The 15,668-nt window shown below is 47.9% G+C and carries 11 protein-coding genes and 1 pseudogene; 11 read left to right on the top strand and 1 reads right to left on the bottom strand.

What is annotated here, in order from left to right:
* The 11 genes and pseudogenes from WMO41_RS15095 to WMO41_RS15045 form a co-directional block, all read left to right on the top strand.
* The coding region (locus tag WMO41_RS15095; RefSeq protein ID WP_349230463.1) for a doubled motif LPXTG anchor domain-containing protein at positions 1-1,860 on the top strand (1,860 nt) is incomplete at its 5' end.
* A 175-nt stretch (positions 1,861-2,035) separates the two neighbouring features.
* On the top strand, positions 2,036-3,634 hold the full coding sequence (locus tag WMO41_RS15090; RefSeq protein ID WP_349230462.1) for an AAA family ATPase: 1,599 nt from the start codon (positions 2,036-2,038) through the stop codon (positions 3,632-3,634).
* A gap of 249 nt (positions 3,635-3,883) precedes the next feature.
* A complete protein-coding gene (locus WMO41_RS15085; protein WP_349230461.1) occupies positions 3,884-4,936 on the top strand; it encodes a hypothetical protein in 1,053 nt (350 codons plus the stop codon).
* Positions 4,932-5,207: pseudogene (locus tag WMO41_RS15080) on the top strand (AAA family ATPase); the annotation flags it as partial. The gene WMO41_RS15085 and the pseudogene WMO41_RS15080, both read left to right, overlap by 5 nt.
* 444 nt (positions 5,208-5,651) lie before the next feature.
* Positions 5,652-6,611, top strand: coding sequence for a hypothetical protein (locus tag WMO41_RS15075; RefSeq protein WP_349230459.1), 960 nt, complete (start codon positions 5,652-5,654; stop codon positions 6,609-6,611).
* A 189-nt stretch (positions 6,612-6,800) separates the two neighbouring features.
* Entirely contained in the window at positions 6,801-7,376 is a 576-nt protein-coding gene (gene pth, locus WMO41_RS15070; protein ID WP_349230458.1) for an aminoacyl-tRNA hydrolase, read from the top strand.
* Positions 7,377-7,382: 6 nt separating this feature from the next.
* Positions 7,383-10,949, top strand: coding sequence for a transcription-repair coupling factor (gene mfd / locus WMO41_RS15065; protein WP_349230457.1), 3,567 nt, complete (start codon positions 7,383-7,385; stop codon positions 10,947-10,949).
* A gap of 98 nt (positions 10,950-11,047) precedes the next feature.
* Positions 11,048-13,138: an ATP-binding protein gene (locus WMO41_RS15060; protein WP_349230456.1), complete on the top strand. Its 2,091-nt coding sequence runs from the start codon at positions 11,048-11,050 to the stop codon at positions 13,136-13,138.
* A gap of 83 nt (positions 13,139-13,221) precedes the next feature.
* Positions 13,222-13,770 (top strand): stage V sporulation protein T, encoded by a 549-nt coding sequence (gene spoVT, locus WMO41_RS15055; protein ID WP_177291699.1) that lies wholly within the window; start codon positions 13,222-13,224, stop codon positions 13,768-13,770.
* A 119-nt stretch (positions 13,771-13,889) separates the two neighbouring features.
* On the top strand, positions 13,890-14,240 hold the full coding sequence (locus WMO41_RS15050; RefSeq protein ID WP_349230455.1) for a hypothetical protein: 351 nt from the start codon (positions 13,890-13,892) through the stop codon (positions 14,238-14,240).
* Between the two features lie 290 nt (positions 14,241-14,530).
* Positions 14,531-15,049, top strand: a complete 519-nt coding sequence (locus WMO41_RS15045) for a hypothetical protein (protein ID WP_349230454.1) — start codon at positions 14,531-14,533, stop codon at positions 15,047-15,049.
* 70 nt (positions 15,050-15,119) lie between these two features.
* Here WMO41_RS15045 and WMO41_RS15040 read toward each other — a convergent pair whose 3' ends face one another.
* Positions 15,120-15,443, bottom strand: a complete 324-nt coding sequence (locus WMO41_RS15040; protein ID WP_177291702.1) for a hypothetical protein — start codon at positions 15,441-15,443, stop codon at positions 15,120-15,122.
* Positions 15,444-15,668: the final 225 nt, after the last annotated feature.

Below are 15,668 nucleotides of genomic sequence, written 5' to 3'. Positions count from 1 at the left end.
CTTAATGTAAGAGTGAATGCAAATGGTCTGTTAACCGAAGAAGGCTGGGTAGAGGGAGAAGGAGCAACTTATAACTTTACCGGAAGCCGGACTCTGGTAGGAAATACACCAAATACATTTACCGTCGCTGCAAAAGATGGAACAGATTTAAACAACTATACTATTAGCAAGACAGAAGGCCAGCTGAATGTTACAAATCGTGAAGCAAGGTATGAAGTAACAATTACAGCAAATAGTCTGAAAGATACATACAACGGAGAAGTTTGGACCGTAAGCGGTTTTGAGAACACCGTGGAGGGAAAAGGCGTTGCAGTTGAAGCGGGTGGAAAGACTTATTATGTAACTGGTCTTACATCAGCAGCAAGTGGAAAGAATGTATCAGACAGCGTAGAGCTTATTCCGTATGAAGGAACAGCAGTTGTTCGTGATGCGGCTGGAAACGATGTGAGTGACCAGTTTGATGTCAGGGTAAATCGTGGTCATCTGACGATTGATCCTAAGGAATTAACGCTCGTAAGTGCGGATCTGAGCAGACCGTATAACGGAGAGGCGCTGACAAATGCAGAAGCAGCAAGCCTTAATGTAAGAGTGAATGCAAATGGTCTGTTAACCGAAGAAGGCTGGGTAGAGGGAGAAGGAGCAACTTATAACTTTACCGGAAGCCGGACTCTGGTAGGAAATACACCAAATGCATTTACTGTGACTAAAAATGATGGAACAGATTTAAACAACTATGCTATTACGAAAACTGAAGGTGATTTAACTGTTACAGATGGCACATTAGTTGATCCGTCTGCTGTAATGAGCAAAACTCATGATTCTAGGAAATATAATATTGGTGAGAAGGTTGAATTTACAATCAGCGTAACCAATATATATGACAAGTATCAGAACATTACAATCACAGAGCAGAAAAATGTTAACTTCACAAGTGAATCTACATTTAAGGATGTAGCTCCTGGTGAGACAGTAACAGCTACTGCAGAGTATACGATTACAGAAGATGATATCAAGGCTGGAACATATACAAATACAGCAACTGCTCGTTTCAGCGATGGAAGAACCGTAAGTGCACAGGATGTTGTTGAAACTGTTGATAAGATGAGCGCATTGACAGTTGATAAGATCATTACAAATGAGGGCTTTGTAGCTGGAACAACAAAATTCAATGTTGGAGATACGATTAATTATAAGATTACTGTATCCAATATTGGCAATCAGACGCTGAATAACATTCCGGTGCAGGATGTAACAACTGGTAAGGGAACAGTTAAGATTGAAAAAGTCGGTCTGTTTGGAACGAATCTGTTGGCAGATTATACAGTAGATGGAACCAATGTAACCATCAAAGCACTGGCACCTGGACAGTCTGTAGAAATTCATTGCACCTATGTCGTAGTAAGTGATGACAAGGGAACAACTGTTACTAATGCAGCAATTGCTGGAAGCGGAGATATTCAGAAGCGTGATGAAGTTCCTGCAGATATCAACGATAATGGCAATAACGGCGGCGGTAACAACGGTGGTGGAAACAATGGCGGCGGCAGCAACGGCGGAGGTGGCGGAAGCTCCTCTGGTGGTGGCGGCGGAAGTTCTTCTGGCCCGAGAGACAACGGTTCTACACCGTCCGGCGGCCCGGGAGCAACAACTGTAACCATTGACCCGGATGCAGTTCCGTTAGCAAACCTGCCGAACGAAGATGGAGCAGCTGATCTGCTTGTGATCGACGATGAGGACGTTCCGTTAGCGGCACTTCCGAAGACCGGTCAGAGCGGAGCAAGCGGACTGGTACTCTTCCTGTCCAGCATGATGCTCGCAGCATTCGTGGCAGTCAGCAAGAAACGCGAAGACGATAAGTAAGTGAATCGTTTTCAGCCATAAGTAAAACAGAGAAAGCGCCTGGGAGCGAAATGCTCCCGGCGCTTTTCTGGTATCCCAAAGTTTGTCGAGCCATTTTCATTGCAATACCTCTTAAAGTTTGTTATCCTGTATTTATGAAAAAGTTTGATTAAAACTACGAAAGGGGGTCAGACTGATGGGAAGATTTGTGAATCCGGATAATAGCGCATTTCAGGTTGCCTTGAATTCGAGGATTTACGTGGACAAGACCGGTTTGCTGGAATATACCAATGAAGTTCTTGATACCACGGATGCCTATATTTGCAACAGCCGCCCGCGCAGATTTGGTAAATCTTATACGGCGAATATGCTTGCAGCGTATTATAGCAAGGGATGCGATTCTGAGAATATGTTTTCCGGGCTGCAAATTGGCAGAAGCAGGGATTTTAAAACGCATTTGAATCAGTACGATGTCATTCATATTGATATCCAGTGGTTTTTGACAAATTGTGAAGCACCGGAACAGATGGTAGCTTTTATTACAAGATTGGTTTTGGATGAATTGCGGGAATTGTATTCCGATGCATTGCCGCCAGAAGTTATGACTTTACCGGATGGGCTTTCGCGGATTAAAAACGCAACCGGGCAGAAATTTATTATCATAGTAGATGAATGGGATGTTTTAATCCGTGATGCTTCTGCAAACAAAAAGGTGCAGGAGGGTTATATCAATTTCCTTCGGGGAATGTTTAAGGGAACGGAGCCTACAAAGTATATTCAGCTTGCGTTTCTGACAGGAATTTTACCTGTGAAAAAAGAAATATCGCAGTCTGCGCTGAATAATTTCAAGTTGTATTCCATGGTAGGAGCAGGACCGCTTGCCTCTTATATAGGTTTTACAGAGGAAGAGGTAAAACGCCTGTGTGAACAGTATCATCGTGATTTTGAAGAAGTGAAGCGCTGGTATGACGGTTACCAGTTGGGAAATTATCATGTGTACAATCCGAATGCAGTGGTCAGCCTGATGGCGGATGGAGAATTTCAGAGCTATTGGTCTGGCACTGCCTCTTATGATGGAATTGTGCCTCTCATCAATATGGATTTTGATGGTTTGAAAACCGCAATGATCGAAATGTTGTCCGGCGCGAGTGTGGAAGTAGATGTCGGATCTTTCCAAAACGATATTGTCAGTATTGATAATAAAGATGATGTGCTTACCTATTTGATTCATCTTGGGTATCTGGCATATCTGAATTATTCCAGGTCGGCCTTTGTACCGAACGAGGAAATACGTCAGGAACTGATTCGGGCGACCAGAAGGAGGAAATGGAATGAATTGCTGGCATTTCAGCAGGAGTCGGAAAATCTGTTAGATGCAACACTTGATATGGATGGAGATGCGGTAGCGGAAGCAATTGAGAAGATTTATAGTGAATATACATCGACGGTTCAGTACAATGATGAGAACTCCCTCAGCAGTGTATTGGCCATTGCGTATCTGAGCTCCATGCAGTATTATTTTAAACCAGTCAGGGAATTGCCGACAGGTCGTGGGTTTGCAGATTTTGTGTTTATACCGAAGCCAGAATATAAGAATGATTATCCGGCATTGATTGTTGAATTGAAGTGGAATCAAAATGCGACAACAGCACTTCAGCAGATTAAAACCAGAAAATATCCAGCGTCAGTTTTTCACTACACGGGAGATATTTTACTGGTTGGAATTAATTATGATAAAAAGAGCAAGCTACATCAGTGTATCATAGAGCGGTATGAAAAACGAGATGATAATTAAGAAAATCGTTTTCAACCATAAGTAATACAGCGAAAGCGCCTGGGAACGAAATGCTCCCGGCGCTTTTCTGGTATATATATTTTGTCGAACGATTTACATTGCAGGACTATTTGTAATGTGCTATTATGAGATTAAGCAGGTTTTCTATTTTATCTAATTATTCTATTTATCATTAGCCGGTACGGTGTCAGAAGACTCCATGCTTATTTTCACAACATACAATTGAAGATTGTACAGAGGAGGGATTTTTTGTTACAGGACAGAAAAGTTACTTATTTGGAGCCGGAGGTGACGTTTACTCTTGGCAGTTATGTGGCGGAGTATATGGAACGCTATTCTGCGGAACAGCGCAGAGGGAAACGGAAGATTGCAGTTTCGGAAAGTGAATTTGGAGAATATGATGAGTTTGCTGATACTTTGCCGGAACAGATGAGTTCAGCTCAATATGCATTGGGGCGGCCAGGGAGTGCATATAAAGACCGGGTATTTCGCATGCTTCTAAAAGACCGGAAAGTTGCTCTGGAAGTTTACAATGCGATGAACAACAGCAATTACACGAACCCCGATGAGTTGGAGTTTACGACACTGGAAAATGCGGTTTATATGGGCATGAAGAATGACGTGTCATTTATCATTGATTCCCAGCTGGTTTTGTACGAGCATCAGTCAACGATTAATTATAATATGCCACTCAGAGATTTATTGTATGTAGCATGCATTTATGCCAGTTTGGTGAAAAATAAAAATATTTATGGAAGCGCACGGATTCCATTACCGGAACCTAAATTTATTGTGTTCTATAATGGAACGAAAAAGATGGGAGAACAAAGTGTATATCACTTGTCAGATGCGTATGAAAAGAAGACCGGTGACATAGCATTGGATTTGATTGTGCAGGTAATTAACATCAATACAGGGTTCAATGAAGAATTAAAGACGAAAAGCCCGACACTGTGCCAGTATATGCAGTTTGTGGATTGCGTGAGAAATTACCAGAAGTCATATCCACTGGAGGAGGCATTGGAATATGCAATAGATGATTGCATTCGGAATCAGATATTGACGGATTTTTTGAGGAAGAATAGAGCGGAGGTGTTACATACGGTATTGTTTGCTTATGATCAGGAAGAACATATTCGGATGGAGAAGGAAGAAAGCTTGGAGGAAGGTCTGGAGAAAGGTATTGACAGAATAAATAAGTTGAATTTATGTTTGCTTGCTGCTAATCGTCAGGAGGATTTAGTCCGTGCTACACAAGATAGAGAGTTTCAAAAGAAGCTATTAAAAGAATATGGGATTTAAGCCAGTCCTGGAATTACCGACAGGCCGTGGATTTGCTAATTTTGTGTTTATTCCGAAGCCAGAATATAAGAATGATTATCCGGCATTGATTGTTAAATTGGAGTGGAATAAAAATGCGATAACAGCGCTTCAGCAGATTAAAACCAGAAAATATCCGGAGTCAGTCCTTCACTACATGGGAGATATTTTGCTGGTTGGAATTAATTATGATAAAAAGAGCAAGCTGCATCAGTGTATCATAGAGCGGTATGAAAAACGAGACGATAAGTAAGAGAATCGTTTTCAGTCATAAGCAATACAGAGGAAGCGCCTGGGACTGAAAAGCTCCCAGCGGTTTCTTTGAGGTCGCAAATTGCGATCTCAAATATCAAAATATTCACAGATGGTTCATTCAGTAATTATTTGAGGTGGAAAATTTCGCACGATCCACACGCCGCTGGTACAGACAAGGGAAACCTGAGAGATGCAGGAGAAACGTGCGCCTGCCAGATCATTATCTGGATTAGCATATAGAAAACGCCTTCAGACATCTATGCGTCAGGTGAAAACCAACCGGAAAATGGGGAAGGCTATATGACGATTCAGGAATATGTGGAAGAGAAAAAATGTGGAAAGGAGTATACCGATTGGTGGATTTGTATTGAAATTTCGCCAGACAAATGCTATTTTATAAATGTAACATAAAATAAATTACATTTATAAAAAGGTGATTGCGATGAAAGAATTTTTGGAAAAAGCATTAAGGCAGATTGTTACGATAGAAAAAGCTCAAGAGATATTTGAGCGGCTGCCGTTGGTGTATCGTGGAAGATATGATATTTACAAAGTAGAAACAAATGGAATATTATGGATAGCCATTCATCCGAAAGAGCGGGTTGGTCTTGTTATGTTGCGAAAAGACCGAGAAACGGTTGAAAAGATTTCTGGATTAAATTGCGTAATATGCCTTGATCAGGTGGCATTTTACATCAGGGAAAAACTGATGGACGATGGAATTCCGTTTGTGATAGAGGAAAAGCAGGTGTACCTTCCTTTTATAGGATATTTACTTAGTAACGAAAATAAAAGAGAACTTTTGCCTGTTCATCTGATTTCTTTTTTAACGCAAAAACTGTTACTGACGGCAATTTATGAAAGGTGGCGGGAAATAAGAGTATCAGATGCGGCAAAACGATTAGGAGTATCTAAAATGTCTGTCAGCAGATGCTTTGATGAAATAGAGTATCTGAATATTGATGTATTAGGTATGAAGGGAAAATCCCGTGTGATTACGGTTCCGGATGATTTGAAGTTTCTATGGAAACAAATAGCAGGAGTTTTACGAAATCCTGTGATTCGAAGATTTGTTCTCAGCGAGGATATTGAACTTGACAAAAAAGCGGGTATTTCGGCTTTGTGTGAGTACTCTCTTCTGTCAGATAATGATTATCCTACTTATGCAGTGACAAAGAAAGAGATAAAAGATAGTAAAATAAAAACAGCAAGATGTGCGGGCTGGGCAGAAGAAATGGGTTGTGTTGTTCTTGAACTGGGATATTTTATTGATTTTGATGGAAAAGAAATACAGGATCCATTGAGTGTAGTTTTATCAATGACAGCAGAAGAACTGGAAGATGAACGAATATCTATTTCGGTGAATGAAATGTTGGAGGAGTATGTGTGGTCAAAGGATTAGATACATTTTGCAAGTACTTTGCTGCTTATGCGGATCAGTATGTTCTGATTGGTGGTGCGGCATGTGATATTATAATTCTAAGATCTCTATAGTTTCATCCGTTTACTTTTCCCTCCCCACCTGTTAAAATATAGGTTACTGTTCAAAGTGAACTGGAACTATTTATTTCACACAGCAGGAGGAAGAATCATGTATCTGATTGCAGGACTTGGTAACCCCACGCGGGAATATGAGAAAACGAGACATAACGTCGGCTTTTCAGTGATTGATGTGCTGGCGGACAAATATAATATTGATGTGAGTGACCGCAAGCACAAGGCGCTGTGCGGCAGGGGCGTGATCGAGGGGGAGAAGGTCCTTCTCTTAAAGCCCCAGACCTTCATGAACTTGAGCGGCGAGAGCATCCGCGAGGCGGTGGATTATTACAAGATCGACCCGGAGGACATCATTGTCATTTATGATGACATCAGCCTGGATCCGGGGCAGCTGCGCATCCGGTTAAAGGGAAGCGCCGGCGGGCATAATGGCATTAAGAATATTATCGCGCACCTGGGAACTCAGGAGTTTCCGCGTATCAAGGTGGGCGTGGGCGCGAAGCCGCCGAAGATGGATCTGGCAGATTATGTGCTGAGCCGTTTTGGTGCGGAGGAGCAGAAGCTGATGGATGAGGCGTTTGGCGAGGCGGCTGAGGCTGCGGTCATGATGATGACGGCCGGAGCGGAGCGGGCCATGAACCACTATAACGCGAAAAAGAAAGCGGAGTAAGGTATTATGAGCAGGGGATTTGCAAATCCACTTACAGAACTTGCAGAGTTTGAGGAACTGCAGCAGAGCCTGAAGAAGAAACAGGGGCCGGTGCAGGTCAGCGGCTGTCTGGACTCCCAGAAGGTGCACCTGATGCAGGAGACCATGGCGGACTGTCCATGGAAGCTGGTGGTGACCTATGACGATGCCAGAGCCAGGGAAATCTACGATGATTTCGGCTGTTTCCGGGACAATGTCTGGTTGTATCCGGCGAAGGATCTGCTGTTTTACAGCGCGGACATTCACGGCAACCTGATTACAAGAGAGCGGCTGCAGGTGCTGCGCCATCTCATGGAGGATGAGGGCGGCGTGGTGGTGACTACCATGGACGGCCTGATGGATCATCTGCTTCCATTAAGCTGTATGCAGGAGCAGGTGCTTCACCTGGAGACCGGTCAGGAACTGGATCTCGAGGCCTGGAAGATCCGCCTGGCGGAGCTGGGTTATGAGCGTATGCCCCAGGTGGACGGCATGGGTCAGTTTTCCGTGCGGGGCGGCATTCTGGATATTTACCCGCTGACGGAGGAGCTTCCGGTGCGTATCGAGCTGTGGGACACCGAGGTGGATTCCATCCGCACCTTCGATCTGGAAAGCCAGCGTTCCATTGAGCAGCTGGACGAGATCGACATTTATCCGGCTACGGAGATTGTGCTGACGAAGAAGCAGGCGAAGGAAGGCATTGAGCGGATCCGCAGCGAGGCGAAGGCCTTTGCGGAGAAGCTGAGATCACAGCAGAACACCGAGGAAGCGTACCGCATCACAGAAATTGTAAAGGAACTGACGGAAGGCATCGAGGAAGGCTGGAAACAGACCGGACTCGATGCCTGGATTTCGTATTTTAATAAGGAAACGGTTTCGTTTCTGGATTATTTTAACCCGGAGCGCAGCATGATCTTTCTGGATGAGCCGCTGCGCTTAAAGGAGCAGGGCGAGGCGGTGGAGCTGGAATTCCGGGAGAGCATGGAGCACCGTCTGGAGAAGGGCTATCTGCTTCCGGGACAGACCGGGCTTTTGTACCCGGTGCGGGAGATTCTGGCGAAAGCCCAGCGGAAGGATACGGTGTATCTGACCGGTCTGGAGCAGAAGCTTCCGGGCATGACCACCGAGGCGCGTTTTTCCTTTGATGTCCGGAACATGAATTCTTATCAGAACAGCTTTGAGATGCTGATCAAAGATCTGACCAACTGGAAAAAGGAGCGCTACCGGGTCATCCTCTTATCGGGTTCCCGTACCCGCGCCAGCCGTCTGGCAGAGGATCTGCGGGAGTACGATCTGAGCGCGTTCTGCACGGACGATGAGAGCCGGGAGGTGCAGCCGGGAGAGATTCTGGTAACCTTCGGCAATCTGCACCGGGGCTTTGCCTACCCGCAGATTAAGTTTGCGGTCATCACCGAAGGCGATATGTTCGGCAAGGAAAAGAAAAAACGCAAGCGCAAGAAGACTTCCTACGAGGGCAGGAAGATCCAGAGCTTCAGCGAGCTGTCGGTGGGCGACTATGTGGTGCATGAGGACCACGGCCTAGGCATTTACCGCGGTATTGAGAAGATTGAGCGGGATGGTGTGGTCAAGGATTACTTAAAGGTGGAGTATGCGGACAACGGAAGCCTGTATCTTCCGGCTACCCGCCTGGACGGCATTCAGAAGTACGCCGGTTCCGACGCGAAGGCGCCGAAGTTAAACAAGCTGGGCGGCGAGCAGTGGAACCGCACGAAGGCGAAGGTCAAGACGGCTGTCAAAGAAATCGCGCGGGATCTGGTGCAGCTTTATGCGGCGCGCCGGGAACTGGGCGGTTACCAGTACGGCGAGGATACCGTGTGGCAGCAGGAGTTTGAGGAGCTGTTCCCCTACGATGAGACGGAGGATCAGCTGACTGCCATTGAGGATACCAAACGCGACATGGAAAGCCGCCGCATCATGGACCGCCTGATCTGCGGTGACGTGGGCTATGGCAAGACGGAGATCGCGCTGCGGGCGGCCTTTAAGGCGGTGCAGGAGAGCAAGCAGGTGGTGTACCTGGTGCCGACCACCATTCTGGCGCAGCAGCATTACAACACCTTTGTCCAGCGCATGAAGGATTTCCCGGTGCGGATTGAGCTGATGTCCCGCTTCCGCACGCCGGGGCAGATCAAAAAGACCATCGAGGATTTAAAGAAAGGGCAGGTGGACATTGTCATTGGCACCCACCGCGTCCTGTCCAAAGATGTAAAGTTTAAGGATCTGGGGCTTCTGATCATTGATGAGGAGCAGCGCTTTGGCGTGGCTCACAAGGAGAAGATCAAGCAGATGAAGGAAAACGTGGATGTGCTGACCTTAACGGCAACGCCGATCCCGCGAACCCTTCACATGAGCCTGGTGGGAATCCGCGACATGAGCGTGCTGGAGGAGCCGCCGGTGGATCGTGTGCCGATCCAGACCTATGTTATGGAACACAACGATGAGATGGTCCGTGAGGCTGTGAACCGGGAACTGGCCCGGGGCGGCCAGGTTTACTATGTATACAACCGTGTGAAAGATATTGAAGAAGTTGCGAACCATGTGCAGGAGCTGGTGCCGGATGCCACGGTGGTCTATGCCCACGGGCAGATGCCGGAGCATAAGCTGGAGCAGATTCTGTTAGACTTTGTGAATGGTGATATTGATGTGCTGGTATCCACCACCATCATTGAGACGGGGCTGGATATCCCCAATGCCAACACCATGATCATTCAGGACGCGGACCGCATGGGCCTTTCCCAGCTCTATCAGCTGAGGGGCCGTGTGGGACGTTCCAGCCGCACTTCCTATGCGTTTCTTATGTATAAGCGTGACAAGCTGTTAAAGGAAGAAGCGGAGAAGCGCCTGCAGGCCATCCGGGAGTTCACGGAGCTGGGTTCCGGTGTCAAGATTGCCATGCGGGATCTGGAGATCCGTGGCGCGGGCAATGTTCTGGGCGCGGAGCAGCACGGCCATATGGAGGCGGTCGGCTATGATCTGTACTGCAAGCTGCTCAATCAGGCGGTGCAGGCCATTCAGGGCCGCCGGGACGAGACGGAGGATTTCGCGACCACGGTGGAGTGCGATGTGGATGCGTACATTCCGGTTTCCTATATTAAGAATGAGTATCAGAAGCTGGATGTGTACAAGCGCATTTCCGGCATTGAGAATGAAGAAGAATATCTGGATATGCAGGATGAGCTGATGGACCGCTTCGGAGATATTCCAAAGGCGGTGGCCAATCTTTTACAGGTGGCGCTGTTAAAGGCCATGGGGCACAAGGCCTATGTGACCGAGGTGCGCATCAACCGTCAGGAAATCCGTCTGACTATGTACCAGAACGCGAAGCTGAATACCGCGGGAATCCCGGATCTGGTGGCTTCCTATGGAGACGAGCTTCGGTTTGTGATGGCAGAGCAGCCATATTTTCTGTATGCAGACCGCAGGAATAAGCAGAAGGACTGTGCCGCCATGATGAAACTGGCCCGGACGCTTCTGGGACAGCTGGGAGAACTGGCTGTCACGGATGTTCTCAGTTCTGCCAGTCCTGAAAAAACGTGATAGACAAATTTCGACAGTTTTCCTATAATAAATAATATGCGGAGTTTTCTGCTTTTTGGGAACAGGCAGTGAAAAGAACGGATGAAACAACAGAGAATATGAAAAAATTAGAAGATCAGGAAAAACGTTCCGGTATCCATGGCGGCAGAATGGCCCTGGCGCGCATGGCGGCGGTATTCGGAATCACGTTTTTTACAGTACTGGGGTGCGCCGGGCTGGTAAACGCGAACCAGGAAAAAGAAGAAAAAATTCAGGCGGCCTTTACCGCGGAGTCCACCGTAAGCCGGGTGGAGTCACAGCTCAACAAATATCTGGCGGAGTCCAACCTGATGAAGCGTATGGTTGAGGCCGGATATGAGCTGGATAACGGGCAGTTTTCTACCCTGTCCAGTCTGATGCAGGATAAAAACCACGTCATTGAGGCGCATGAGCTGGCAAAGGATGGAATTGTGAACAAGATTTATCCGCTCGAGGGCAACGAGGAGGCCATGGGCTTAAAATTGCTGGAGTATCCGGAGCGCAGCAAGGAAGCGCGGCTTGCCATGGAATCCGGACAGTATACCATTGCCGGGCCGTTTGCACTGCAGCAGGGCGGCACGGGCGCACTTTTGTTTGATCCGATCTATGTGCCGGATGAGGGTGGGCAGTCCCGGTTCTGGGGCTTTTCCATCCTCGTGATCAACTGGGAGAAGTTTCTCAATGAGATTGAACTGGAACGGCTGGAGGCGGCTTCCTACCATTACCAGATCTGGAAAAGGGATCTGGAGACCGGGGAGAAGATCGTCATTGCGCAGTGTAGGACACCGGCGCAGGGGGATACTTACCAGGTTCCCTGTGCGGTGCCGAACGATACCTGGTATTTTGAGATTGTACCAAAACATGGATGGATTACCAGAACTCAGAAAATCGCGGAGCTGATTTTGGCAGGGTGCATCGGTGTGCTGGTCACGGCGGCTTACTGGCAGTATGCACAGTGGCGCCGGAAAGATATCATCCATGCCATGGAGATGGAGGAGGCGGCAAAGCGGGCACAGGCGGCCAGCGAGGCCAAGAGCCGTTTTTTGTTTAATATGAGCCATGATATCCGTACCCCGATGAATGCCATTATCGGTTTTTCGGATCTTCTGGAGAAGCATATGGATGAAAAGGAGCGGGTGGCAGAATACATTGATAAGATCCGTTCCTCCAGTGAGATGCTGTTGTCCCTGATCAATGATGTGCTGGAGATGGCGCGGATTGAGAGCGGAAAGGCAGCGTTAAAGACAGAGGTTGGCAATTTGAAACGCCTGACCGATACCATCCGGGCGGCCTTTGAACCGGCCGTGGCGCAGAAGGAACTGCAGTTTTCCTGCACGCTTCATGTGGAGCATGAGTATGTGCTCTGCGATAAGACCAAGCTGCGCGAGATCCTCATGAACATTGTGAGCAACGCCATCAAGTATACGCCGGAGGGCGGAAGCATCACCGTGGATATCACGGAGACGGAGGCAGAAAAACCGGATTACGCGTCTTACCGGATCATGGTTCAGGATACCGGCATTGGCATGAGTGAGGAGTATCTGCCGCATATTTTTGAGGAGTTTACCAGAGAGCGGACCAGCACGGAGAGCAAGGTGGTGGGCGCCGGGCTGGGACTTCCCATTGTAAAGTCCCTGGTGGATCTGATGGGCGGCAATATTGTGGTGAAAAGCCGGGCTGGTGAGGGAACTACCATGCTGACGCGTCTCTCGTTCCCCATTGCGCCGGCAGCTCAGATTCAGACGAATCTGGAGAATCAGAAAGAAATCATGGCGGAGAATCTTCGTGGAAAGCGGATTCTTCTGGCAGAGGACAACGACCTGAATGCCGAGATTGCCATGACCATTCTGGAAGAATATGGCGTGAAGACAGAGCGGGCAGTGGATGGAGTCAAGTGTCTGGAACTGTTAAAAAAAGCGCCTGAGCATTATTATGACGCGGTTCTGATGGATATTCAGATGCCAAATATGGACGGCTATGAAGCAACAAAGGCCATCCGCAGCCTGAAAAACAGTTACCGGAAGATTCCGGTCATTGCCATGACGGCCAACGCCTTTGAGGAGGACCGCAAGAAGGCGTTCGCGGCAGGAATGGACGGCCATATCGCAAAGCCGGTGGATATGCAGGTCCTGTTTACGACGCTGGAGCAGATCATTGGGGCCGGATATTAGATTCATTCTGATGTATAAATTTTGAAGTCTTCCGCATACTATCCATAAGACACACGATATGGAAGTCATGCAGGAGGAGCATTATGAAAGCTACAGGAATTGTGAGAAGGATCGATGATCTTGGGCGTGTCGTGATTCCGAAGGAGATACGAAGAACACTGAGGGTGCGTGAGGGAACTCCGCTGGAGATTTTTACGGACCGCGAGGGGGAGATCATTTTAAAAAAGTATTCCCCCATGGTGGAGCTGGCGGCGTTTGCCACGCAGTATGCGGAGGCCATGGCGCAGGCCACCGGAATGCTGGTCTGCATTACGGACCGGGACCAGGTGATTGCTGTTTCCGGCGGACCGAAGCGGGACATGCTGCAGAAGATGATCAGCAAGCAGTTAGAGCAGGTCATTCATGACCGGGAAATCGTTGTGGCAGAAAAGGATGCCCGGGAGTTTATCACGGTGGCGGGAGAAGAGATGGACGGTGTGACGGCAGAGGTCATTGCACCGATCATCTGCGAAGGAGATCCCATTGGGGCGGTGGCGCTTTTAAGCCGTGACCCGAAGGCTAAGCCGGGTGAGGCAGAGGTAAAGCTGGTTTCCACCGCGGCCGGATTCTTAGGGCGCCAGATGGAAGGATAAAAGAAAACGGAGTGTCATCAAATGGATCCGGGAATTCATTTGGCGGCACTCCGTTTGTATTCTGAGAAAACCTATGCTATACTGGACAGCATAAAACCAGGTGAAACGGAGGATGAGTTATGCAGAATCAGAAAACAGCAGGACAGGCAGAGGACTGGGAACTGTCGGAAGAGTACTATAAAGAAGATACAGGGAAAAAAGAACTGCGTCTGGAAGATTTTCTGGAGGAGGAAATGGCTGCGGAGGGTCAGGATGGCCTGACGGCCGGAAGCAGCCTTACGGAGCAGCTGGAAGCGGTGGCTGCGCAGGTAAAACAGATCCGGGAACTTTCCGGAAGCGGACACCCGGCAGACCAGATTGCCTCCATGCTGGGGATGGACGGGCAGCAGGTGCGGGACATTCTGGTGTGTATCCAGTCCTTCCCGGAAGATGACCCGCTGGCCGTAGCCCGCCTGATCCTGCTGGGCTAGTATAATCCACAATAATTATCCGCCCCTTTCACTTGTCTAAATTTCCATCTGCCACGTCAGCTTCAATCGACGATGCTACCGGCATCGCCTCATTCAGCTTCCGTGCACATGAAAATTTATCCTGCGTGTAATGGATCGGTAATTATCGTGGATTATACTAGGCGGTTTCTGAACGGAGGATACCGTGAGAAATCTGTGAAAAATCTTTACATTTTTCGAAATTTGCTGTTCAAACCTTTAGGTTTCGTATATAATAACAGCTGCTTTATGTTTTACAGGAGGAAATAATCATGATGAAAATTGGAAAAAGAGCACTGCTTGTAGCAGCAGGCTGCATGGTACTTTTATGCGGATGTACCAAGAGCAACATTGTTCAGCCGGATGCCAGCGCAGCGGAAGAGCCGGATTTCAACATCTATAACAACATTGAGCTGGATATGGACCAGTTCCACGATGAGGTGAATGAGATCTGTCTGGATGAGAACGATTACCCGATGGCAGACTCCCTCGACTTTACCATCGATGAGGATAAAGCCCTGATCGATGTGACGATCGTGGTAAAGGACGGCACCAGCGGAGAGGATGCGGCAGAGTATGCAGACGCTGTGCTTAAGAGCATCAACGACGAGGCAGCTGTTCAGGACTACAATTACGGCGAGTCCGGTGAGGACACCTTCGGCGGTTTTTTCCAGGACCGCGAGACCAACTTAAAGATTTATGAGAAGAGTGCTTACGAGTCCGATGGAGAGCCGATGTACGAGACGGATATTCCGGCAGATACCTACATGACATTTGATATTCAGGACTAAATAAAAAATCAGCGGATGTGCCGTGGGTGGCGTGTCCGCTGATTTTTTGTGCTTTTCATGTTGTTTTTTCTTATCGCATCTTATCCATCTGTCCGTCTTCACCAACGTGATAGTTATCGACCCAGGTGTCGGTAACCATCTGTCCGTCTTCTCCGAAGAAATACCAGTCGCCTTTGTAGCGCAGCCAGTAGGAGGTTTTACGGTTGCCTTTATCGTCAAGATAGTAGGTGCCGTCCTTCAGTTCCAGGAGTCCGGTGGCTTTGGTGCCGTCGTCTTTAATATATTGATATTGATCTTCTGCGGTTTTGTGCCACTCGCCTGCCATAGCAGGGAATGCGCTCATCAGAAAACACAGGATGGTTAAGATGAGGGTGAGTCCTGTTTTTTTCTTCATAGTGATCATCCTTTCTCTCTCTGCAGATTCATTATAACAGCTAGAGTATGGACTGACAAGGGGCGCGGGGGCATTGTAAGGAAATCGGTGGAATCGTAAGAAAAATGTTATGAAAGACGGTTTCCGGCAAAAAACGGGAAGAGAAAAGGAAAGGGTCTGTCGCACTATCAAATATTTTTTGCTGGGCGGCAGCCCTGCTTTATGCCCAAATGGGGGCGAAATCGG

Origin of the sequence: Ventrimonas faecis (assembly GCF_040096075.1) — a bacterium.
Taxonomy (GTDB): Bacteria; Bacillota; Clostridia; order Lachnospirales; family Lachnospiraceae; genus Brotaphodocola; species Brotaphodocola faecis.
This window is presented reverse-complemented; position numbering and strand designations above follow the sequence as displayed.